The following is a 23,267-nucleotide window of genomic DNA, read 5'->3' as shown; positions in this document are numbered from 1 at the left end:
GTTTTCTTTTTATTTTTCTTTGTAACCCAGTATATGTAGGCTTAGATTATATTTTCTTCATTTAAGGATAAAAGGTAACACTTCATGCGATCTGCAACCCTTTCTATAACGCTGTGTCTTAATATTTTAAGGCTAAAAATACTAGCTTCCCGGTTAATTCCTGGGGTGTGTTTGTTTTTAAAACTAGAAATACATAGACACCTATGTCCATCACAAAAAAAGTCATCTTCCTTATCACTATAATCGGAAGTCGGTCTCCCTGTTTCTATTTCTTCATGTATTAGCTCTGCAATTTCCCTTGGAATTGGCAGTATAATTTTTTCAGATAGAATTTCATCTCTGTACTTAAAGTTTGATTCAGCCATTGACTCAAATTTATCCGTAATTAATAAGTAATACTCCATTAAATACATAATTAACATATCCCTGGTTGAATTATCCAAATATCTTATTTTTAATAACTTTAAGTTTGTGACTTGGTCATGGATTAATTTTCTCTTTTCTTTCATTAGTTCCAAACACTCATTTCTAATGGACACGACCAATTTTTCATAGCCAGTATTAGCTTGTGCTGGTAGCGCAACTTCTTCTACTTCAAATTCAACACCAATTGGTGAATCATTATTTATTTTTTCATTAACTTTATCCAGTAGAGGTGAATGTTTTTCATCATAATCTATATTACATAATAGGCAGTCAAATTGGCCTTCTAATATATAATATTTAAAGTAATCGCACATATATTGCAACCGTCCATATAGTTTACGGATATCATCGGTTGGTTCATAGATCAAACGATTTGATCCCGTAATATCATGACCGTAATCGGCATTATAATCTGATGGTCCAGTTACAAGCTCATCCACATATCTTGAGCGAATATTTCTCCCATAGTCAATATATCCATCTTCATTAGGAGTGGTATACATAGCAGGCCAATGCATAACAGGGTAATGAGGCTCAAATCTAAGTGCGCGTACATACCGTAAAGATTTAGACATAAATCTTGCCGTGAAAGAATCTATAGAAGACAAATACTTAGATAAATTATTATTCTCAAGGCTGAGAACAATATCTGCAATGGAATCACTATCTACCAATTCAGGATCTATTTGTGTTATGTCTGATGATATATTGATGCCAGATGCACAGTTAAATGACCTGCAAGGTTTATATGTATCACCAACAGTGCTATTTCCTGTATACACCTGCTCAATGCACCCTGTGAGTCTATCTGCTACTTCATGTGTTTCATTTAAGGGGCTACTATCAACCGATGCCATGTCTTGTGATCCCGCATATGTTTTTTACATTTAGTTACATATATGTTCTTATTCAGCAGAATCCTTGTCTTTCCCTGCATCCTTCAAGGGTACAAGGAATGATTTTCCGCGGCAACTGATAATAATGTTGTTTTTAATATATTTAATTTTTGATAAGTAGCTTACCATGCGAGTTCTCACAACTTCCATATCTTTATCAGTTTTGCAACTAGAGCTAGCCTGAACTTCTCTTTGTGCTATAGGTATCGGAAGCTCGAATTCATCGGCTATAATCGTAGCTTTTTCTCTAAATGCAACTCTGGCTATGCGTTCAAACTTATCTCTTAGCGACAAATAATATTCCATAAAATGGTTAATTAACGAATCCCTAGCCTTAAGATCAGCACTTCTTGCTAATTCCATCTCTTTAATTTTTGCATTCATCCTAATTATCTTTTTGGCTTCATCTGTTTCTTTAAATTTATCCATAAGAGAGAAGTGATGATCCATAAAATCTGCAGCGTAGCTAGTACTATTTGCAATTAAAATATTATTAGACGCTTTCATCTTCTTAATATTACTATCATTCTTTATTGGTTTTTTAGGTAATACAACAGGAGTAAACTTAGATATGAGGCTAGCATCTGTAAGGGGTCTGGGGCTCCCAGAATCATTACTTTCCATTAATCTTTTAAGCGTCAATCTACGCGAATACCCATTTCTAGCATACAATATTCTCTTGTCAGTACCCATAATTGGAACGTCTACCTCAGGACCATACAAAGACACATGGTCCCTATTAGGACACACCCTTTCATCCCTGTACAACAGTTTATTAATTAGCTCTATTCTTTCGGCGCAATCTTTTTCTTCAATACAACTGCTGACATTCTCCTCCAATGAATCTGCTACTTCCGCATCATTTCCCAATACGTAATATTTAAAATAGTCGCACATATATTGCAATCTCTCATACTTTCCTGTAGAGCTAACAATATATCCGTCTTTTTCTGGAGTTGGATCGAGATCTATTTTTTCTTTAGAAGTTAGAGGTTCAACCTTAAGCATACGTAAATACTTCAGAGATTTAGACATGCACTCTTCTAGGAAAATATGTACAGTAGACTTATACAGGATTGCATCCTTAGCATGGATACTGGAGAGAATATTAGAAATCACAGAAGAATCTACATCCACAAAGCTACAATCTATCTGCATTAGATTGGATACACTATTTAAAGACACACTCCTAGGCGATTTGCACGAATCCGAAGTTCTGGAGCAAGAAGGTCCAGGTTCAGAATCGACAGCATCTCTGCCTGATGTATAGTTATTACTACCGCGAATATTGCTAATCATCTTCATTGCCCCATTTTACAAACATTCATACAATTCAATTTACGGCTAACAATACAATCCCTACCTAATGATAATATTATATTAACTTTTGGCAATACACCTTATATCCTAAATTTGATAAAAATATATGACAATATGTGGCTTCTTTTTTTATTTGACAAGTAAATAAATTATTAGTAGTTGTTAAATAATATTTTACGCCACACATTGTAGTGTACTGCAAATTACTAAACTATTTATTATGCTATGGTTTATCATTCTATGAGATGTGTTTTGTATAATTTATGTGTTTTGTATAACTTATTTTTATTTTTTTATTGAATAGTGCTGGATGTATCTGGGTGATCGTGATGTTCATTAGGTGTGGCTTTGTGTATGACTATGAGTAATACCAGCTGTAATAATTTTTTGCGTATTTGATCATAGTTGTCTCGGAATTTATACATATAATGTATTTTTTATATTTCCTTTTCCTTTATTGAATGCCGATGCGGAAAATTACCTTAGCTTAAAATGAGAGAAGAAGGTGTTAGCGCTCATTCTAAAATAATGCAGTATCGGCTAGATGAAAACTCTATGGAATTTAGAACTATGGTATTAGTTAATAGTGTCCCGTTAAGCAATGAACATGAAGTGACAGATGAATCTATAGGCAGTATTGGTCAACTATGTTCTGAAGATAGTGTTATTAGTAATCCAGTTATACCTTGCAGGTCATTTCACTGCGTATGTGGTATCAATATATCGTCTGGTTTGACGCAGATAGATCCCGACTTAGTAGATAGTTCTTCCGTTGCTGATATCATTCATAGTATTGAATATAATAGTTTATCCGAGTATCTATCTTCTATGGATAGGTTTACGGCAAGTTTTATGTCTAGATCTTTGCAGTATGTGCGCGCACTTAGATTTGATCATCACCCCAGTGGTGTTCCTACTTCTCCGAATGAAGATTCGTATATTGATTACGGCCATCATCTGCGTTCACGGTATGTTCGTGAATTTGTAGTTGGACCTTCTGATTACAATGCTGATTTGCATATTGATGGTGATCAGGTGCTTTCTGGACCAACTGATGAAGTTTATGAGCTAACATATGGAAGATTGCAATACATGTGTGATTACTTTAAATACTATGTATTGGAGGGGCAATTAGAATGCTTGTTGTGTAGTATAAGTAGTACGAGATATGAGGAAAAATGTCCATCTCTTCTTCTGCTTAATGCTATAGACAAAGAAAAGAAAAATGAGCTACCAGTTGTTAGTGAATTTACAGCAAAAGAAGTTGTATTGTCGGCACAAGGTAATAGTGACTATAATGAACTAGTCATCTCGATTAAAGAGGAATGTTTGAACTTAATAAAAGAAAAGAGGGGATCACTTCGTGTTGCCAATATAAAGTCATTAAAAATAGAATATTTGGATAATTCAACTAGGGATGCATTAATTAAATCTTTGATGGAATATTACTTATCAATTGTGGATAAATTTGAATCTATGGCTGAATTAAAGTTTAAATACAGAGATGATATTCTAGCTGAAAAAATTGTACTCCCAGTTCCTAGAGAAGTTGCTGAAGTGGTGCATGAAGAAATAGAAACAGGAATAAGGACTTCTAACTATCATTATAGTAAGGTGGACCATTTTTTTTGTGATGGCAATCGTTGTCTGTGTCCTTCTAGTATTAGAAGCAGAAGCAATAACTTTCCTGTAATTGGCAGTGATATGGATTTTTTTATCTTTAGACGAGTACGTATGATACGCATGCACGTTATGAATGATGTTGTAAATCGTATGAAGATTTATATTTTGTCATTAAATACGGTTTAGAAAGAGTCATGCAAGTTCATTTGTTAGTGCATCCAATGAACCCTAAATTTTGTGTGGTTGTGTGGATGTAGAAAAATTTTAATTCCCGATAGCATATCTAAACGGTGTCCAGAAGTGGTGAATATTTTTCGTAATGCATATAGTATTTAAAGTAATTACAACTGTATACTAAAAGCGTTGATATGAAATACCACCTTTCGGTTCATAGGGTACAACATGATTTGTATCCAGTAACGATAACGATCGGTATATAATTATATGGTCCACACACAGGTTTATGTGCATATCTTGATCTCATATGTTGTTCATGATTAATCTACCTACTTTTATTTGGAGAAGGGGACATATCAGTTCAATGAATATAATGATATGATTATCAAATCTAAGTGTTAGTACTGATTTGAAAATTATTCGTGCTACTGCAGATACTTAGACATTGATTTTTCTTTTAATGTATCGATAGAAGACAAATGCTTAGATAAATTGTTATTTTCAATACTACGAATAACATGGAAAAAGAAAGTGCTATATACTAATTCAGTATTTACTTCCTTCATTCCAGATGGTATATACATAACATATTAATGGTGGTATGGTTTTTGCAATTGTAATTACTCTGAATGTGTCTTTTTGTTGATTCAGGTATTGGAAGTTCTAATTCTTTGGCCATAATCTTAGATTTTTCTCTAAATTCTAATAATCAAATGTTGAAAATTATATTTCAGCGGCAAATAATTCTTCATGCCATGCCTAATTGGAGGATCTCTAACCTTAAGGTTTGCCAATTCCATCTTTTTAATCTTTGCATTCATTCTAATTGATATATGTCTGTAAATGAGAGATCGATTTTTGTTTCCGCGAGTGCTCCTGGATCTAGCGAATCTGAAGACGCCGGGGTACTCGCTGGGGTGATTTTGGATGAATCTTCTGACTCTGCGATTGTTCCTAGATCTAGTGAATCTGGAGCAATTTTGGATGCATCTCCTGGAATGACCTCGTTTATGTCTTTGTCTAATCAATCTGCAAATAAATTTGTTTTTCCTCCATCTGGGGAATCTATTCCTTTTTATGGGACACATAGGAGTAAAAGGAGTAAAAAAAGGGTCTACCAAAAAAATGAATTATTATCATCTTCTGATTCTGATGATGATTGCACGTTAAGTCTTAAAAAAAGAGCTTGTAAAGGTGTTTGTATCCCTGACGCTGAAGTTTTTTCTGCTGCTACTATTGATGTTACAACTCGGGCTAAAAAAAGAACCTATGAAGGTGAGTGTTCGTCTAATTCTGAAGATGATTCCGATGTTTTTTCTACTACTGCTAATAAGGGCGGGAAAAGGGCTTGCAGCGGGGGAGGAATTTTATCAGCGGCCTTTAGTAGGATCTTCATAGAATACGATGAGGATGGGTATGATATAGATGGATACGATAGAAGTGGTCACGATAAAAACGGATTTGATGGTAGGGGATTCCATAAAAATGGGTTGATTTATAATAAATATGGATATGATAAATACGGAAATGATAAATATGGAAATAATATAAAAGATAAGTATGATGAATCTGGATATGATGAAAGTGGATTCAATATAGATGGAATTCATAGAACCGGCTTTCATCTTGATGAAAATGGATTTGATAAAGGTGGATTTGATAGAAACGGATTACATAGAAACGGGTCCATGTACGATTATCATGGATTTGATCACCATGGATTTGGTAGAGATGGATTTAATGAATATGGATTTAATGCATTTGGATATTATAGAGATGGATCAAGATATGATGAAGATGGATATGACCATAACGGATATAGATCAGACGAATTTGGCCGCCTTGAACCTAGGTATGCATATGATGAGGAGGGATATAACAAAAATGGATTTAATAAAAGTAAAGTTCATATGAATGGGACCAAATATGATGATAACGGATTTAACGCACATGGAATTGATAAAGATGGTTATAACAAACACTAATTTAGTCAGGTTAAAGGGATGCGTAGGTGATTGTGGAGAAACTTATCGTAATATAGCTTTACTAGAAAATTTTTTAATATCTTGGTGGTCTCTGGATCTTTAAGATACAATTAGTTGCTGCGAGGTTTAGATGGTGTCCCTATTGTTAGTAAGTGTGATTGCGCTTTAAGCATTCATATATGTCAATAAATGACTACTACTATAGTCATTTTCATCTACTAGAAGTAGCCATTTCCTCAAAATGGTGTTGTCTTCTCGTTACGTTGTTATGTGTACCGTCGTTTTTAATGTCTAGTGACAATATGTAATCTTTCATGCGATCTATAACTGTCTCCATAATTTTCACGCGTATTATCATATGGATATTATAGACATGACCACTATTGCGTATACATTCATTCCTACATATGCAGGTATTCCTATCGCAAAAAAAGTCAGATCTATGCCTGGTAAAATAATCAATAATTCTTTCATCCATATTAATTTCTTTACGTACTGACTCTGCAACTGCTCTTGGTACTGGCAGTACAAACCTATCCGTTAGAGATCTGGTTTGATTTTTGAACTCCAGATCGGCTAATGACTCAAACTCATCTATTATTAATAAATAATATTCCATTAAGTGTTTAATTAACATATCTCTATTTGAATAATCTAGTGGCCTAATCAATAATCTTATTTCGGTCTTGTTTTTTTCAATTTCCGCAATTAGTGCTTTCCGATTTTCTATTAAATTTAAGCACTCTTTTTTAATAGAGCTTATTAATTCTTCATATTCACCAATAGGTAATGATGAAAATTCTTCTTCAGTAAAATCGGCACTAATTTGTAGTTCAGCTTTTCCTTTTTCGGCATTAATGGCGTTTAGGAGTGGTAAAAATTCTTTTTCAATATCATCTTCCTTGTATTTATATGCCAAGTATTCCAACTGACTTTCCAAGATATAATACTTAAAATAGTCGCACATGTACTGCAAGCGTGTATATATGCTATTGTTTTGAATAATATACTCATCTGTGGTTGGAGTAATACGGTAAACTGTACCGTAACTGGGTAGAGCTACTTTAAGTGCACGGACGTATTGCAAAGATTTATGCATAAATTTTGCTGTAAAAGCACTAATAGCATCCAGGTACTTAGATACATTCTTGTTATTGAGACTGCAGATAATGTTGGCAATGGATTCGCTATCCACCAATTCAGGGTTTATTTGTGTTATACCGGAGGATATACTTAGACCAGATATAAAGTGAAATGACCTTGGCAGTATGTTACTGGTAACTGAAGTGCTAGCATAGGGTTCTTGTAAAGAACTACTACTTGCATCTCCGCCTGTGTTATATATTTTATTTAACGTAGTGCTACGTATAGTTACATCTGAAGTAGTGATGTTTTTTTTGTTTCCTAGGTCTACAACATATCCTTTGCCGCCGTTCTTGATGAATAATCTGTTTTCTTTGTAGAGTGGTACATTGTTTATGTGTTTGGGTTTTGATAGATAATTACTCATACGGTTTTTAACAATTTCTATATCGGCATTTATCTTACGGCGATGATTATCAGATAGTACTTTTTGTGCTAGTGATGGAAACTCCTTGGGTACTGGAAGTTCCAATTCTTCAGATATAATTTCTGATTCAGATTTAAATCTAGACTTATATATGTGATCAAATTTGTCTTTAAGCGAAAGGTAATATCTCATAAAATTCATAATGAGTGTATCTCTAATTTTAAGTGCATTATTCCTGAGTTCTTCCTTATTTTTAATAATACGATTCATGCTTGCGTTATTGGTGATAATTGATTTTTTGGCATCAGCCGTTTGCTCAAATTTATCATTGAGTAATAGATGGTATTTCATAAAACTATTTGTATAAAAATCATTATTGAAAATATAAGTATTACTGGACATTTTTATCTTTTTAATTATTTTATTGCTATTAATCAATTTTTTTTCTGATTCTGATGTTGTAAATTTAGCAACAAGAGTTGCATTTGTAAGTTGCTTTTTATCATAATTTATGCAGTTGCTCATCATTTCTTCAATCAATAATTTAAGGTGATATCCCTTTCTGGAATACAATATCCTATGATCAGTTATTCCAGAGGAAACATTGATTGGTACGTATTCTGCTGAGGTCTTATTACACTTAGTGGCATCAGTCCTTTTTTTTATTATGTTAAATTTTTCGGCGAAATTATTTTCATCTACATAAGCAACAGTGAATTCATCCATTGGTGATACAACTTTTTCACAATTTCCTAGCATGAAATATTTACAATAATCGCACATATATTGCAAACGATCGTACTCACCTTTATTATTAATAATGTACGCATCTTCATTTGGACTAGGGTCAAGATCTATTTTTTCACTAGATGTTAGGGGGTCTACTTTAAACAAACGTAGATATTGCAAAGATTTATGCATGCAATTTTCTAGAAATATATGCATAGCATGTTTGTACTGAGATTCATTTCTATTACTAATGCTAGAAATGATGGTAAAAGCAAGAGAAGCATCTATGTCTGCAAAACTACAGTCTATTTGCATAAGATTTGATATGTGATGGGGCGATGTAAATTTAGGTGAATTTTGTGAACCACCGGCACTAGATCCAGATGGTTCAAGTGAGTCATTTAAAATTCTATTACTTATATTTTTCATTTTTACTTTCCGGCAAGTAATTGCATGTAGAGAGCTAACTTCCTCAATTCTGATAACATAATTAAATCATAGTTAAGCTTGTTTACACTACTATGTATTTACTGGGACAGATTTATTTTATAATATTTGTGACTACCGATAAAACTTCAACTTTTAGTTTCCATGTATCGATCTCATATGTTTCATTATATATTTTCCGTTTTATAATACTTTGTCGTCGTGATGATTTTTGATAATTGTAAAATTAACTATCAGTAACATATTTTATGAAATTAAAGCAAGATAATTAAAAGTTTTATCTTCCTTCTGTTTTACCAAAATAGTTGCGTGCTGTTATGTATAATTTCCCCATTTTCTTTGATGGTTAGGGATAATAGATACTCTTTCATTCGATATATGACTTTTTCCAGTATGTGTATCCTTATTACTGTAGAGGTATCGCAAAGCCGAGATCTAGTACATAAGCAAGTGTTTCCCTCACAAAAGAAATTACTCCTACACCTAACATAATAATTATACAACGTTTGCCCGGTGTGTATTTCTCTATGTGCGACTTCTGCAATGGCTTGGGGGACTGGTAATACTAGTCTTTCATTTATAGGTCTACTTATATTTTTAAATTCTTCTTCAGCCATAGATTCAAATTTATCTACAATTGATAGGTAGTATTCCATTAAGCATTTAATTAATTCGTCTCTGATTGATAAATCTAGTGGCCTAATTAATGATCTAATTTTGGTTTTATGGTCATTAATTTCAGTAATTAATTTTTTCCTATTTTCTTTTAAATCTAAACATTCTTTTCTTACAGACTCAATTAGTATCTCATATTCATCATCAATTGCTACTGAAACTTCTTCGGCCTTAATTCCAGTTTGTAGCTCAAGTTTTACTTTTTTAGTATCAATGGAAGTTAGTAGAGGTGAGATTTTTTCTTCAACATTTACATCATCATATGCGAAAAACTCTAAATGACTTCCTAAGACATAATATTTAAAATAGTCACATATATAATGCAATTTCGTATATATACCTCTGCTTTGAGCAATATATTCATCTGTGTTTGGGTTAATTAGGTAACTGTCATCGTAGTTATGTAAATCTACTTTAAGTGCACGAATGTATTGCAATGATTTACACATAAATTTTGCTGTGAAACTATTCATTGCAGCCAAATACTTAGATACATCTTTGTTTTCTAGGCTTAAAATAATATCAGCAACATCTCCATGACTTACTAATTCAGGGTCTACGTTTGTGATTCCTGGGGATATATTGATGCCAGATATGAAATTAAACGATCTATGCGGTATTTTATAAGTACTATTACCGTCAGATTTATGTGTAATAATATCCTTGCCTATTTTTTCTTTTTCATCTGAGCTAATATTGCGTAAAATAGAGTCTGAGGCGGATACGTTTCCCATGTTTTTAAATCTTACTGTGTATATTTTGTAGCTGTCCCTAATAAGTATTCCAGTTTCTTCTCTATAAATCCCTACGCTTTTTTTGTGCCTACGTTTCGATAGATAGTTGCTCATACGGTTTCTAATAACAATTGATAATTTAAGTGAATGTCCATTCCTAGTATATAATATCCTATAATCTGTTCCTAAAGTTGGAACTTCAACTGTAGGTCCGTATTTTGCTGCATGTCCATAACATTTGTTAACATTTGTTTTATCTTTGATTGAATTAATTATTTTAACGTAATCATTTTCCTCTATACAACTAAAAGTAAATTCGTTCGTTGGTGACACAACTTCTATACAATTTTCTAACATATAATATTTAAAATAGTCACACATATATTGTAGCAGACCATATTCTCCTTCGTTGCTAACAATATATTTATCTCTATTAGGGCTTGGATCAAGGTCTATTTTTTCACTAGAAGTTAGAGGCTCAACTTTAAACAAACGTAGGTATCGTAAAGATTTATGGATACATGATTCTAGGAAGAGATGTACCGAAGACATATACAGAGGTAAATTTTTACTATGGATACTATAAATAAGATTATAAATAATGTTGGGATCTACATCAACAAAGCTACAGTCTATTTGCTTAAGATAAGATATTCTACTACTTAGAGATGAAGATTGCACAAAATCGGACATGCTGGACGTGCTATTGCTATCAATAAATTCAGATTTATGTAAATTTTGCGAGCTGTAATCACCGGAGCAACAAGGTTGTTCTGGTTGCGTAAGATCAGATATGCTACTATCCATAGATGAAGATTGCATGAAATCGGACATGCTTGACATGCTATCAATAGATTCAGATTTATGTAAACTTTGCAAGCTATAATTACTAGAGCAATAAGGTTGTTCTGGTTGGTAATTTATATCTTCTTCATCTGATACTATTTCATCACTAAAATTGCTGTTGCTGACATTTCTCATTTTTCATGATCCAACTAAACTACAAATAGCAAGTGAAATTTGTGTGAAAGTAAAAATTATATTCATCATTTATCGGCGGTTTATAAATGAAAATCAAATCGCCACGATGGTAGTTGTTTTTATGATACCAGGGAAGTAATTTTTTATACAATTGATCGGTTATTATAATAACAATGTTTGAATTTTTTATCTGCCGAGCAGTGCTGTAATACTTGTCACTATTGCTAAAATTTCAACTGTGAGTCCCTATTTATCGATTACGTATATTTTATCATGTGTTTTATTTTTCATTCTACTCTGAAATTATTAGAGTAAAGTAATACAATCAAAATTTCCCCCTTCGTTTCCTTTTTACTAAAACAATAATTGTATGCTGTTATGTATAATTTCTCCATTGTCTTTGATGGTTAGGGATAATAGGTATTCTTTCATTCTATCTATGACTTTTTCTAGGATGTGCATCCTTATTGTCGTAGAGATGTCGTGTATCCTGAATTTAGTACATAAACAAGTATCTCCCTCACAAAATAAATTACTTCTATGAGTCATGTAATAATTACGTAATTCTTGCCCAGTGTGTATTTCTTCATGTACAACCTCTGCAATTGATTTGGGAATTGGCAATACTACTCTTTCATTTAGAGGTCTACTTATGTTTTTAAATTCTGAGTTAGCCATAGATTCAAATTTATCTGCAATTGATAGGTAGTATCCCATTAGGCACATAATTAATTCATCTCTAATTGAGTGGTCTAGTGACCTAAGCACTAATCTAATTTTGGTTTTATGTTCATTAATTTCAGCAATTAATTTTTTCCTATTTTCTTTTAAATCTAAATATTCTTCTTTTATAGATTTCACTAGTATTTCATATTCATCATCAATCGGTGATGTAACTTCTTCTACCTTAATTCCAATCCGTAATTTAGGCTTTTCTTCCTCATCATTAGTTGTTGTTAGCAAAGGAAAAGTTTCTTCTTCAATATTCATTCTTTTATATGCAAAAGATTCCAACTGACTTTTCAAGACATAATATTTAAAATAGTCACACATGTATTGCAATTTTGTATATATGCCTTCGCTTTGAACAATATATTCATCCCTGCTTGTATCAATTAAGTAAGTGTCATCGTAGTCATATAAATCTACTTTAAGTGCACGAACATATTGCAACGATTTACACATAAATTTTGCTGTGAAATTATTCATCGCATTTAGATATTTAGATACATTTTTATTTTCTAGGCTTAAAATGATATTAATAACATCTTCATGACTTATTAATTCAGGGTCTACGTTTGTGATTCCTGGTGATATATTTATGCCAGATATGAAATTAAATGATCTATGCGGTGTTTTATCAGTACTATTAGTAATACCATCATATTTTCGTGTAAGAAAGCCTTTCCCTATTTTTGCTTTTTTATCTGATTTAATTTTACTAAAAATAAAGTCTGAAACGGACACATTTTCCATGTTTCTAAATCTTACTGTATAGATTTTATAGCTGTCCCTAATAAGTATTCCAGTTTCTTCTCTATAAAACCCTACGCTTTCTTTGTGCCTACGTTTAGATAGATATTTGCTCATACGGTTTCTAATAACTTCCATATCGGCGGTTATCTTACGACGATGATTGTTTGATATTGATTTTATTTCTAACAACGAATATTCTTTTGGAAGAGGAAGTTCAAATTCTTTAGTTATAAGTTCTGGTTCTGTTTTAAACCTAGATTGACAGATGTACTTAAATTTGTTTCTAACCGATAGGTAATACTGCATAAAATTTCTAATGAGGTTATCCCTGGCTTTAAGATCATGTTTTCTCAGTTCTTCCTTATTTTTAATAATACTTTCCATGTCTGCAGTGGAATTAGCAATTAATTTTTTACAGTTTGATATTTGTTCAAATCTTTCATTAAGAACTAAGTGATATTCAATAAAACTGTTAACATACCAGTCATTAGTGGCAATATAGCTGTTAGCAGATGCTTTCATTTTTTTAGGCGTGATGCTATTATTGGCTCTGGTTGATTTTTTTTCTGATTCTGGATTTGATCTTGGAAATATAAATTTAGATATAAGATTTTTATCCGTAAGTTTTTTATTCGGATCGTTAATGTTGCTCTGAATTAATTCTTCAATTGATAATCTAAGTGAATGTCCATTCCTGGTATATAATATCCTATAATCTGTTCCTAGAGTTGGAACTTCAACTGTAGGCCCGTATTTTGCTGCGTGCCCATGGCATTTATTAGCATTTGTTTTATCTTTGATTGAATTAATTATTTCAACTAAATTATTTTCCTCTATACAATTAATGGTAAATTCGTTCATCGGAGGAAAAACTTCTGTACAATTTTCTAACATATAATATTTGAGATAGTCACACATATATTGCAGCTGACCATATTCTTCTTCGTTGCTAACAATATATTTATCTCTATTAGGGCTTGGATCAAGGTCTATTTTTTCACTAGAAGTTAGAGGCTCAACTTTAAACAAACGTAGGTATCGTAAAGATTTATGGATACATGATTCTAGGAAAAGATGTACCGAAGACATATACAGAGGTAAATTTCTACTATGGATACTATGAATAAGATTAGAAATAATGTTGGAATCTACGTCAACAAAGCTACAGTCTATTTGCATAAAACTAGATATTCCACTATCCAGAGATGAAGATTGCATAAGATCGGATATGCTGGATATGCTATCAGTAGATTCAGATTTATGTAAATTTTGCAAGCTATGCTCACCGGAGCAACAAGGTTGTTCTGGTTGGTAATTTATATCTTCTTCAGCTAAGACTGGTTCATCACTAAAATTGCTGTTGCTTACATTTCTCATTTTTCATGCTCCAACTAAACTACAAATAGCAAGTGCATTTTATGTGACAGTAAAAATTACATGTATCATTTACCAGTACTTTATAAATGAAAATCAAATCGTCGCGATTGTAGTTGTTTTTATCATATCAGGGAAGTAATTTTTTATATAATTGTGCGACAATTAACTAATTATTAATATTTAATTTATAGTAATGAATTTAATAAATAAAAAATATGACCTACATCAATTTTTATATGCAAAGTGCTATTAATAATTCTTAAATTTTTAATCTGCTGGCCATTGTTATAGCTGCAGTTTTATAATATTTGTGACTATCTCTAAAACTTCAATTTTTAGTCTACATGTATCGATTACATATTTCCATATATTTGCTGTTTTATCCTACTTTGTTATATTGATAATTTTTGATAAAAATCATTGTGATAATTGTAAAATTAACTATCGGTAGCATGTTTTATGAAATTAAAGCAAGATAATTAAAATTTTTCCCTTCCTTGTCATTTTACTCAAAAAGTTGTACGCTGTTATGCACAATGTCACCATTGTCTTTGATTGTTATGGATAGCATGTACTCTTTCATGCGATCTATGACTTTTTCTAGGATGTGAATTTTTATTACCATATGAGTGTTACACACTCTAGATTTGGTACATAGACAAGTATTTTCATCACAAAAGAAATTATTTCTACGTCTAACATAATAGTTATGTAATACTTCTCCGGTATGTATTTCTTTATGTGCTGCCTCTGCAACTGCTTGGGGAACAGGCAACACTAGTCTTTCATTTAGAGGTCTGTTAATTTTTTTAAATTCTAAAGTAGCTATTGATTCAAATTTATCTACAATTAATAAGTAATATTCCATTAAACATTTAATTAATTCGTCTCTGATTGAGCATTCTAGTGACCTAAGTGATGATCTAATTTTGTTTTTATTTTCATTAATTTCATCAATTAATTTTTTTCTGTTTTCTATTAAATCTAAACATTCTACTTTTATAGATTCCATTAGTAGTTCATATTCATCATCAACTGCTGTTGTAATTTCTTCTGCATCAATTCCAATTTGTAGCTTAAATTTTCCTTCTTCATCATTAGTTGTAGTTAGCAGGGGTAAAATTTCTTCCTCAATATTTATTCTTTTATATGCTAGAGATTCCAAATGGCTTCTCAAAATATAATATTTAAAGTAGTCGCACATGTATTGCAATCTTGTATATGTGCCGTTATTTTGAGAAATATATTCATCCATATTTGGATTAATTAAATAAGTGGTATCGTAGTTTGGTAGTTCTACTTTAAGTGCTCTAATATATTGCAAAGATTTATACATAAATTTTGCTGTGAAATTACTCATTGCATCCAGGTACCTAGGTACATCTTTGTTGTCAAGGCTACAAATAATGTCAGCAACGTCTCCATGATTTACTAATTCAGGGTCTACGAGTGTTATACCTGATGATATATTGATACCAGATATGAAATTAAATGATTTCGGAGGTGTTTTATAAGTACTGTTAATTCTAATGTCCTCCGATTTATGTGTAAGAATATCCTTGCCTATTTCTGCTTTTTTATCTGAGCTAATATTACGAAAAATAAAGTCTGAAGCGGTCATATTTCCCATGTTTCTAAATTTTATCGCATAGCTTTTATATCTATCCCTAATAATTATTCCACTTCCTTCTCTATAAAATTCTACGCTTTCTTTATGTCTATATTCTGATAAATAGTTGCTCATACGTTTTCTAACAACTTCCATATTAGCATTTATTTTACAGCGATGATTATCAGATAATGTTTTTTGTGCTGCTAATGAATATTCTTCAGGCACAGGAAGTTCAAACTCTTTAGTTATAATCTCAGATTCACCTTTAAATCTAGATTTACAGATATATTTGAATTTACCTTTAATTGATAGGTAATACCTCATAAAACTTCTAATGAGTATATCCCTAATTTTAAGATCGTAATTCCTGAGTTCTTCCTTGTTTTCGATAATGCTCTTCATGTTTGTGCTGTCATTAATAATTGGGTTTTTAGCATTGGAGATTTCTTCAAATTTATTATTAATAAATAAGTGATATTTAATAAAACTACTAGCGTACCAATCATTAGTGGAAACATAATTATTAGTAGATGATTTAATTTTTCTAGCTATACGATTATTAGTTAATATTTTTCCTGATTCTGGAGATATATATTTTAATACAAAATTTTTATTTACAATTTTTTTATTGGAATCTGTAACTTCATTCTGTATTAATTTTTCAATAGATAACTTAAGTGAATGTCCATTTCTTGTATACAATATTCTGTAATCAGTTCCTATACTTGGAACCTCGACAGAGGGGCCGTATTTTGCTGTGAGTTGACAACATTTTCTAACATCCGTTTTATTTTTGATTGTATTAATTATTTTAACGCAATCATTTTCCTTTATACAATTAACATCAAATTCATCCATTGGCGAAACAACTTCTGTGCAATTTCCCAATATATAATATTTAAAGTAGTCGCACATGTATTGCAGAGATCCGTATTCTTCTGCATTTCGAACAATATACTCATCTCTATCCGGGCCGGGATCAAAATCTATTTTTTCACTAGAAGTTAGAGGCTCGACCTTAAACAAACGCAGGTATCTTAAAGATTTATTCATACATGATTCTAGGAAGAGATGTACCGAAGACATATACAGAGGTAAATTTCTACTATGGATACTATAAATAAGATTAGAAATAATGTTGGAATCTACATCAACAAAGCTACAGTCTATTTGCATAAAACCAGATATTCCACTATCCAGAGATGAAGATTGCATAAGATCGGATATGCTGGATATGCTATCAGTAGATTCAGATTTATGTAAATTTTGCAAGCTATGCTCACCGGAGCAACAAGGTTGTTCTGGTTGGTAATTTATATCTTCTTCAGCTAAGACTGGTTCATCACTAAAATTGCTGTTGCTTACATTTCTCATTTTTCATGCTCCAACTAAACTACAAATAGCAAGTGCATTTTATGTGACAGTAAAAATTACATGTATCATTTACCAGTACTTTATAAATGAAAATCAAATCGTCGCGATTGTAGTTGTTTTTATCATATCAGGGAAGTAATTTTTTATATAATTGTGCGACAATTAACTAATTTATAATATTTTCTGCCATACTGAAATATGTCACATATTGATATTGCTACAAGTTCAATTCCTATATTCATTTAATATCTACTAATCATATATTATGAGTAACTTCTACATTGTTCCTGATTCCAAGGATACAATAGATATCCTTTCATACGATCTATAACTTTTTTATTATGCACGTGCGTACTGTCGTTAGATCACAATTTTAGTGCATAGACGAGATATGGCATCACATAAGAAATTTTCTTTGTGCTAATATAATATTAGGTATAAATTTTTATAAACCCTAAATTGTCTATAACTAATAATCAGTATTACCAAATAGTCTAATTGTTTCGGTGCCATAAAGTTAAAGCAAGAAAATTATAATTTTCACCTATTTTTTCTATTACGGCATTACTCGAATAACCGTACGCTGTTAAGTTCAACTTCTCCATTATCTCCTATATTTAAGGATAATAGGTATTCTTTCATTCGCTCTATAACTTTTTCCATGATACGTATGCGTATCGCCAAGGAGGTATCATACACCATAGAATTTGTACACAGACAAGCATTGATGTCACAAAAGAAATTTTCTCTCTTTCTAACATAATAATAACTAGGAGATCTTTGAGTTCCTGGCTGTTGTTGGGTTTCTATTTCTTCATGTACTATCTCTGCAACTGCTCTAGGTACAGGTAATACTAATCTTTCAGTTAGAGATCTATTTGTATTTTTAAATTTTAAATTAGCCATAGATTCGAATTCATCCATAATTGATATGTAATATTCCATTAAACATCTAATTAACTCATTTCTAACTGAGCAGTCTAATGGCATAAATAATGATTTAATTTTGTTTCTATTTTCGTTAATGTCGGCAATTAATTCTTTTCTATTTTCCATCAAATTCATACATTCTATTCTGACAGATCCTATTAGTAACTCAGATTCTCCAATCGGTAATTCCGTTTTTTTTGTACAAGATTCAATAATACTACTAATCATCTCAGGTTTTTCTTTATTTTCGTAAGTATTAACGGCATTTAGTAGGGGTAAAATTTCTTCCTCAAGATCTACTTCTCCATGTGCTAAAGATTCTAAATGACTTCCTAAGACATAATATTTAAAATAGTCGGATATGTATTGCAAATGTCCGTACATACCATTGCCACAAATAATATGTTCATCTGTGTCTGGGTTGGTTTGGTAGATAGCATTATAATCAGGACTTGCTAAGTTAAGTGCCCGAACATATTGCAAAGATTTATACATAAATTTTGCTGTGAAAGCATTTACGGCAGATAGGTAGCCAGATATATCTTTTCTATCAAGGCTGATGATAATATCGGCAATGGATCCAGGATCTACTAATTCAGGGTCTACCAGTGTTGTACCAGATGATATTTTAATGCCGGATATTAAATTAACTGGTCTCAGAGATGTCCTACTTGTACTAATATCTTCAACTAAAATATCTTCATCTATGTTGTCACTTATAGAAATGGTTTCAGTAATAGGGACATAGTCCATGTCTTCAATTTTTATAATGTAACCTTTGCGGAAATTTCTAATAATAATTGTTTTTTCTTCTGTACTAAATCCACCAATTTCTTTATATTTATGATTTGATAAATGGCTACTCATGCGGTTTTTGACGACTTCCATATCAGCATCTATCTTATAACGATGATTATATGATGCTATTTTTGCTGCTAATAACGAACATTCTTCTGGTACTGGAAGTTCGAATTCTTTAGTTAGAAGATCTGATTCATCTTTAAATATAGATTTACATATGAATTCCAATTTATTCTTAAGTGACAAGTAATATTTCGCAAATCTTCTAATGAGCACATCTCTAGTTTTAAGATCATTCTTTCTTAGTTCTTCCTTGCTTTTAATAATAACATCAATTTCTGTAGTGCTATTGATGATTGACTCTTTGTCACTATTTGTTTTTTTAAATTTATCATGAAGAAATAATTGGTACTTCGTGAAACTTCTAGCATACCAATTATTGGCAGCAACGTAAGTATTGCCAGATTTTTTTATCTTTTTAAGTATGCTACCGTCAGTTGGTTTTTTTTCTGATTTAGCAACCATAAATTTAGATACAAGATATCGGTCTGTGAATTTTTGTGTATCATTATTACTGTTACTTTGCGTTAATTCTTCAAGTAATAATCTTAGTGAATATCCATTTCTAGAATACAATATTCTGCGATCTGTTCCTATAGCAGGAACGTTAGTTGTGGGTCCGTATTCTGCTACGAATTTGAAGCATTTGTTATCATTAGTTTTTTCTTTAATTATATTAGCCTTTTTGGCGTAATCTCTTTCTTCAATGCAGTTATTAATGAGTTCATTAATTGGACATACAACTTCTGTACAATTTCCCAACATATAATATTTAAAATAGTCACACATATACTCCAGAGGGCCGTATTCTCCATTTTTGTGAATAATGTAGTCGTCTCTATCTGGTCTTGGGTCAAAATCTATTTTTTCGATAGAGGTGAGAGGTTCAACTTTAAATAAGCGTAGGTATTGTAAAGATTTTTCCATGCACGATTCCAGGAATACATGCATGGCTGATCCGTATTGAGATAAATTTCTACTGCGAATACCAGAAAGAAGATTATGAATAGTACGGCCGTCTACATCGACAAAACTACAATCTATTTGCATAAATTCTAACGTGCTGCCTGGACACATTAATTTTGAAATGTCAGTGCTAGAGCAAGAAGGTTGTTCCGATTGAAAATATGCATTTTTCTCCTCCTCATCTAATTCTTCATATAAATTTTTATCGCAAATATTTCTCATTTTCTAAAACTCATATTTAGTAACAGTACAGTTATAAATTATTTGTGGATGTATATTATACTTTTTTATAGATGTATAGGCGGTGTTAATTTACAGATAATTTAATGATAATAATATTTATTATTATCATTAAAAGTGATTGTTTTTTATTATATAACTAGTTAACTGTTAATTAATACAATGTTAAACTATAAAATAGTTGCTTTTTAAAGTAAAGTGCTAATTTTTTATGTTATGCGTAATTGAATATGATATTTATTAATGTGAAATTTTTAGATTATTTACTACGTGCTACCTATGTATTAATTTTGGTGTCGGAATTGACAATTTTTCAGTTAGGTTTCTAGTTATATTTTTATAGAATTTGTATCAGCAACGGATTTAAATATCCTTAATTAATAAGCAATTATCTATTAAACATTTAATAAATTAATATCTAGCTAATAATTATAAATTATAGCATCAATAAAAAAGTTGAAATAAGGCAATTATGATTATTACTCATATTTTTTATTACTAGAATAATCACACGCTGTTTAGTGTAACTTATCCATTATCTTCTATGTCTAAGGACAATAGGTATTCCTTCATGCGACTAGTAGCTTTTTCCATGATTATCCTACGTATTATCGTGAGAGAGTTATACTCAAGACTGTTAGTGCATAGGCAATTGCTGTCGTCGCAAAAAAAATTTTCCCTGAATATTACATAATAATCATGCAATGTCCTATCAGTGTATATCTCTCTATGAATTATCTCTGCAATTAATTTTGGTACCGGGAGCACTAATCTTTTATTTAATGGTCTGCTTATATTTTTAAATTCTAAATTAGCCATAAATTCAAATTTATCTATAACTAATAGGTAATATTCCATTAAACACTTAATTAACTCATCCCTAGTTGAACAGTCTAGAGGTCTAAGTAATGATATGATTTTGTTTTTATTTGCATTAATATCGGAAATTAATTTCTTCCTAGTTTCTGTTAGATATAGGCATTCTCTTTTGACAGATCTTATAAGAAGATCATATTCATCATCAACTACTGATACCGATGAAATTTTTTCTGCGGTAGTTTCAACCTGTGGTTCATATTTTGTGAGTTCAGAATCTATGGTACTTAATAGAGGTAAAGTTTCTTCTTTATTATTTATTTCCTCATATGCTAAGGTTTCCAACTGACTCTTTAGGACATGGTACTTAAAATAGTCACACATGTATTGCAGTCGTGTATACCTGCCGTTGCTCTGAACAATGTATTCGTCCATGTCTGGGTCATCATCTATATTTCTACTAATTAGATAAATAGTATTGTAATCAATGATATCTACTTTAAATGCACGAACATATTTCAAAGATTTACACATAAATCTTGCGGTAAAATTACTTAGGGCTGCTAGATATCCGGACACGTTTTTATTTTCAAGGCTGAAAATAATATCAGCAATTGCTCCAGGATCTACTAATTCAGGGTCTATTCGTGTGATACTTGATGATATATTGATGCCAGATATTAAATCAAATGACCTCTGAGGTTTTTTGTTAGTACTATTGGTTCCAATATCGTTGCTAGATTTCTGTATGGAAATATCTTTAACTATGTTATCGATTTTATCTAAGCTAGTGCTAAGAAAAACAGGACTAAAAGTAGCAATGACTTTTTTATTTATAATGATGGGCAGGGTAATTTTTTCCTTATAAATTTTAAGTTTTGATAGATAGTTGTTCATACGATGCCTAACAATTTCTGTATCGAAATTTATCTTATAACGCTGATCATCCGGTAACAATTTTGGAGCCAATAAGTTCCACTCTTTAGGTATAGGAAGTTTAAAATCTTCAGTTATAAATGCCGATTCATATTTAAACCTATTCTCATACATGTGCTTAAATTTGTTTTTAAGTGATAAGTAATAGATCATAAAGCTTCTAATGATCATGTCTCTAGCTTTGAGGTCAGCGTTCCTCATTTTCTCCTTATCTTTAATAATACTGTCCATGTTTGTGTTGTTTCTGATCATTGATTTTTTATTATTGGATGTTTGTTTAAATTTATCAGTAAGTAATAGGTGATATTTCATAAAACTTTCAGCATACCAATTATTAGTAGCATTGTTATTAGAGAATTTCATTCTTTTGATCATGTTATTACTACTAATTAGTTTTTTTAATGATATTGGAAATATAAATTTGGATATAAGATCAGGATTCGTAAGTTCTTTATTCCCACTGGTAATAGTGTTTTGCATCAATTTATCAAGTAATAACTTAAGTGAATATCCATTTTTGGTATACATTATTCTGCAGTCATTTCTTATTGGCGGGACATAGACTGTAGGTCCGTATTCTGCTTCGAATCGTAGGCATTTATCTAAGTTTGTTTTCTTTTTTATTATATTTATTTTTTCAACACAATCATTTTCTTCAATACAATTAACAATAAATTCGTTAATTGGTGATACAATTTCCGTGAAATTTTCCAGCATATAATATTTAAAATAGTCACACATATATTGCAGAGAACCATATTCTCCTTTATTGCGTACAATATATTCATCTTTATCTGGAGTTGGGTCAAATTTTATTTTTTCGCTAGATGTAAGAGGCTCAACTTTAAACAAACGTAGGTATTGCAGGGATTTAGACATGCATGATTTTAGGAAGATATGCATGGAATATCTATATTGGGGTAAATTATTGCTATGGATGCTAGAAACAAGATCAGAAATAGTTTCATGTCCTATATCCAGAAATTTGTAATTTATTTGCATAAGATCAGACATGCTATGAAGTAGCTGGCATTCAGAATAATCTTGGGAAACATCGGTAGTAAGTTCTGTTGGATAGTTTGAGTTGTCATAATCTAATATCGATTCCTCACTCAAAGTGTTATTGCTAATATGTTTCATTTTATATTAAGAACCGATCAATAAGTTACACTAAAA

11 protein-coding genes are annotated in these 23,267 nt (G+C 31.3%); 2 read left to right on the top strand and 9 right to left on the bottom strand.

The window, feature by feature from the left end; all coding sequences use genetic code 11:
• Positions 1-41: 41 nt before the first annotated feature.
• Together Arg41_RS05530 and Arg41_RS05525 are read right to left on the bottom strand one after the other, a co-directional pair.
• Positions 42-1,283 (bottom strand): hypothetical protein, encoded by a 1,242-nt coding sequence (locus Arg41_RS05530; protein WP_092343481.1) that lies wholly within the window; start codon positions 1,281-1,283, stop codon positions 42-44.
• 48 nt (positions 1,284-1,331) lie between these two features.
• Entirely contained in the window at positions 1,332-2,621 is a 1,290-nt protein-coding gene (locus Arg41_RS05525) for a hypothetical protein (RefSeq protein ID WP_092343482.1), read from the bottom strand.
• A 513-nt stretch (positions 2,622-3,134) separates the two neighbouring features.
• On the opposite strand from Arg41_RS05525, the gene Arg41_RS05520 reads away from it, so the two are divergent.
• On the top strand, positions 3,135-4,451 hold the full coding sequence (locus Arg41_RS05520) for a hypothetical protein (protein WP_092343483.1): 1,317 nt from the start codon (positions 3,135-3,137) through the stop codon (positions 4,449-4,451).
• A 416-nt stretch (positions 4,452-4,867) separates the two neighbouring features.
• Here the strand turns inward: Arg41_RS05520 and Arg41_RS07945 are convergent, their stop codons facing one another.
• Positions 4,868-5,026: a hypothetical protein gene (locus Arg41_RS07945; protein ID WP_157722290.1), complete on the bottom strand. Its 159-nt coding sequence runs from the start codon at positions 5,024-5,026 to the stop codon at positions 4,868-4,870.
• Between the two features lie 249 nt (positions 5,027-5,275).
• Between Arg41_RS07945 and Arg41_RS05510 the strand changes: the two genes are divergently transcribed.
• Positions 5,276-6,427 (top strand): hypothetical protein, encoded by a 1,152-nt coding sequence (locus Arg41_RS05510; RefSeq protein WP_092490572.1) that lies wholly within the window; start codon positions 5,276-5,278, stop codon positions 6,425-6,427.
• A gap of 211 nt (positions 6,428-6,638) precedes the next feature.
• Here Arg41_RS05510 and Arg41_RS05505 read toward each other — a convergent pair whose 3' ends face one another.
• From Arg41_RS05505 to Arg41_RS05480, 6 genes are all read right to left on the bottom strand, one after another.
• Positions 6,639-9,095: a hypothetical protein gene (locus Arg41_RS05505; protein ID WP_092343486.1), complete on the bottom strand. Its 2,457-nt coding sequence runs from the start codon at positions 9,093-9,095 to the stop codon at positions 6,639-6,641.
• A 311-nt stretch (positions 9,096-9,406) separates the two neighbouring features.
• Entirely contained in the window at positions 9,407-11,503 is a 2,097-nt protein-coding gene (locus Arg41_RS05500) for a hypothetical protein (protein ID WP_092490571.1), read from the bottom strand.
• Positions 11,504-11,857: 354 nt separating this feature from the next.
• Positions 11,858-14,356, bottom strand: coding sequence for a hypothetical protein (locus Arg41_RS05495; protein WP_092343488.1), 2,499 nt, complete (start codon positions 14,354-14,356; stop codon positions 11,858-11,860).
• A gap of 505 nt (positions 14,357-14,861) precedes the next feature.
• On the bottom strand, positions 14,862-17,342 hold the full coding sequence (locus Arg41_RS05490) for a hypothetical protein (protein ID WP_092490570.1): 2,481 nt from the start codon (positions 17,340-17,342) through the stop codon (positions 14,862-14,864).
• Between the two features lie 564 nt (positions 17,343-17,906).
• Entirely contained in the window at positions 17,907-20,321 is a 2,415-nt protein-coding gene (locus Arg41_RS05485) for a hypothetical protein (protein ID WP_092490569.1), read from the bottom strand.
• A 546-nt stretch (positions 20,322-20,867) separates the two neighbouring features.
• Positions 20,868-23,231 carry a hypothetical protein gene (locus Arg41_RS05480; protein WP_092490568.1) on the bottom strand — a complete coding sequence of 788 codons (2,364 nt, stop codon included), beginning with the start codon at positions 23,229-23,231 and terminating at the stop codon, positions 20,868-20,870.
• Positions 23,232-23,267 lie beyond the last annotated feature (36 nt).

This window comes from Candidatus Ichthyocystis hellenicum (assembly GCF_001460935.1).
Taxonomy (GTDB): domain Bacteria; phylum Pseudomonadota; class Gammaproteobacteria; order Burkholderiales; family 2013Ark19i; genus Ichthyocystis; species Ichthyocystis hellenicum.
The sequence above is the reverse complement of the archived record's forward strand: the minus strand, read 5'-3'. Positions and strand labels throughout refer to the sequence as shown.

What these genes read in the sequence shown, in the direction of transcription:
- Arg41_RS05480 (WP_092490568.1), bottom strand. Translation starts at nt 23,231, where the DNA reads ATGAAACATATTAGCAATAACACTTTGAGTGAGGAATCGATATTAGAT.
- Arg41_RS05505 (WP_092343486.1), bottom strand. Translation starts at nt 9,095, where the DNA reads ATGAAAAATATAAGTAATAGAATTTTAAATGACTCACTTGAACCATCT.
- Arg41_RS07945 (WP_157722290.1), bottom strand. Translation starts at nt 5,026, where the DNA reads ATGTATATACCATCTGGAATGAAGGAAGTAAATACTGAATTAGTATAT.
- Arg41_RS05510 (WP_092490572.1), top strand. Translation starts at nt 5,276, where the DNA reads ATGTCTGTAAATGAGAGATCGATTTTTGTTTCCGCGAGTGCTCCTGGA.
- Arg41_RS05490 (WP_092490570.1), bottom strand. Translation starts at nt 17,342, where the DNA reads ATGAGAAATGTAAGCAACAGCAATTTTAGTGATGAACCAGTCTTAGCT.
- Arg41_RS05495 (WP_092343488.1), bottom strand. Translation starts at nt 14,356, where the DNA reads ATGAGAAATGTAAGCAACAGCAATTTTAGTGATGAACCAGTCTTAGCT.
- Arg41_RS05500 (WP_092490571.1), bottom strand. Translation starts at nt 11,503, where the DNA reads ATGAGAAATGTCAGCAACAGCAATTTTAGTGATGAAATAGTATCAGAT.
- Arg41_RS05525 (WP_092343482.1), bottom strand. Translation starts at nt 2,621, where the DNA reads ATGATTAGCAATATTCGCGGTAGTAATAACTATACATCAGGCAGAGAT.
- Arg41_RS05485 (WP_092490569.1), bottom strand. Translation starts at nt 20,321, where the DNA reads ATGAGAAATATTTGCGATAAAAATTTATATGAAGAATTAGATGAGGAG.
- Arg41_RS05520 (WP_092343483.1), top strand. Translation starts at nt 3,135, where the DNA reads ATGAGAGAAGAAGGTGTTAGCGCTCATTCTAAAATAATGCAGTATCGG.
- Arg41_RS05530 (WP_092343481.1), bottom strand. Translation starts at nt 1,283, where the DNA reads ATGGCATCGGTTGATAGTAGCCCCTTAAATGAAACACATGAAGTAGCA.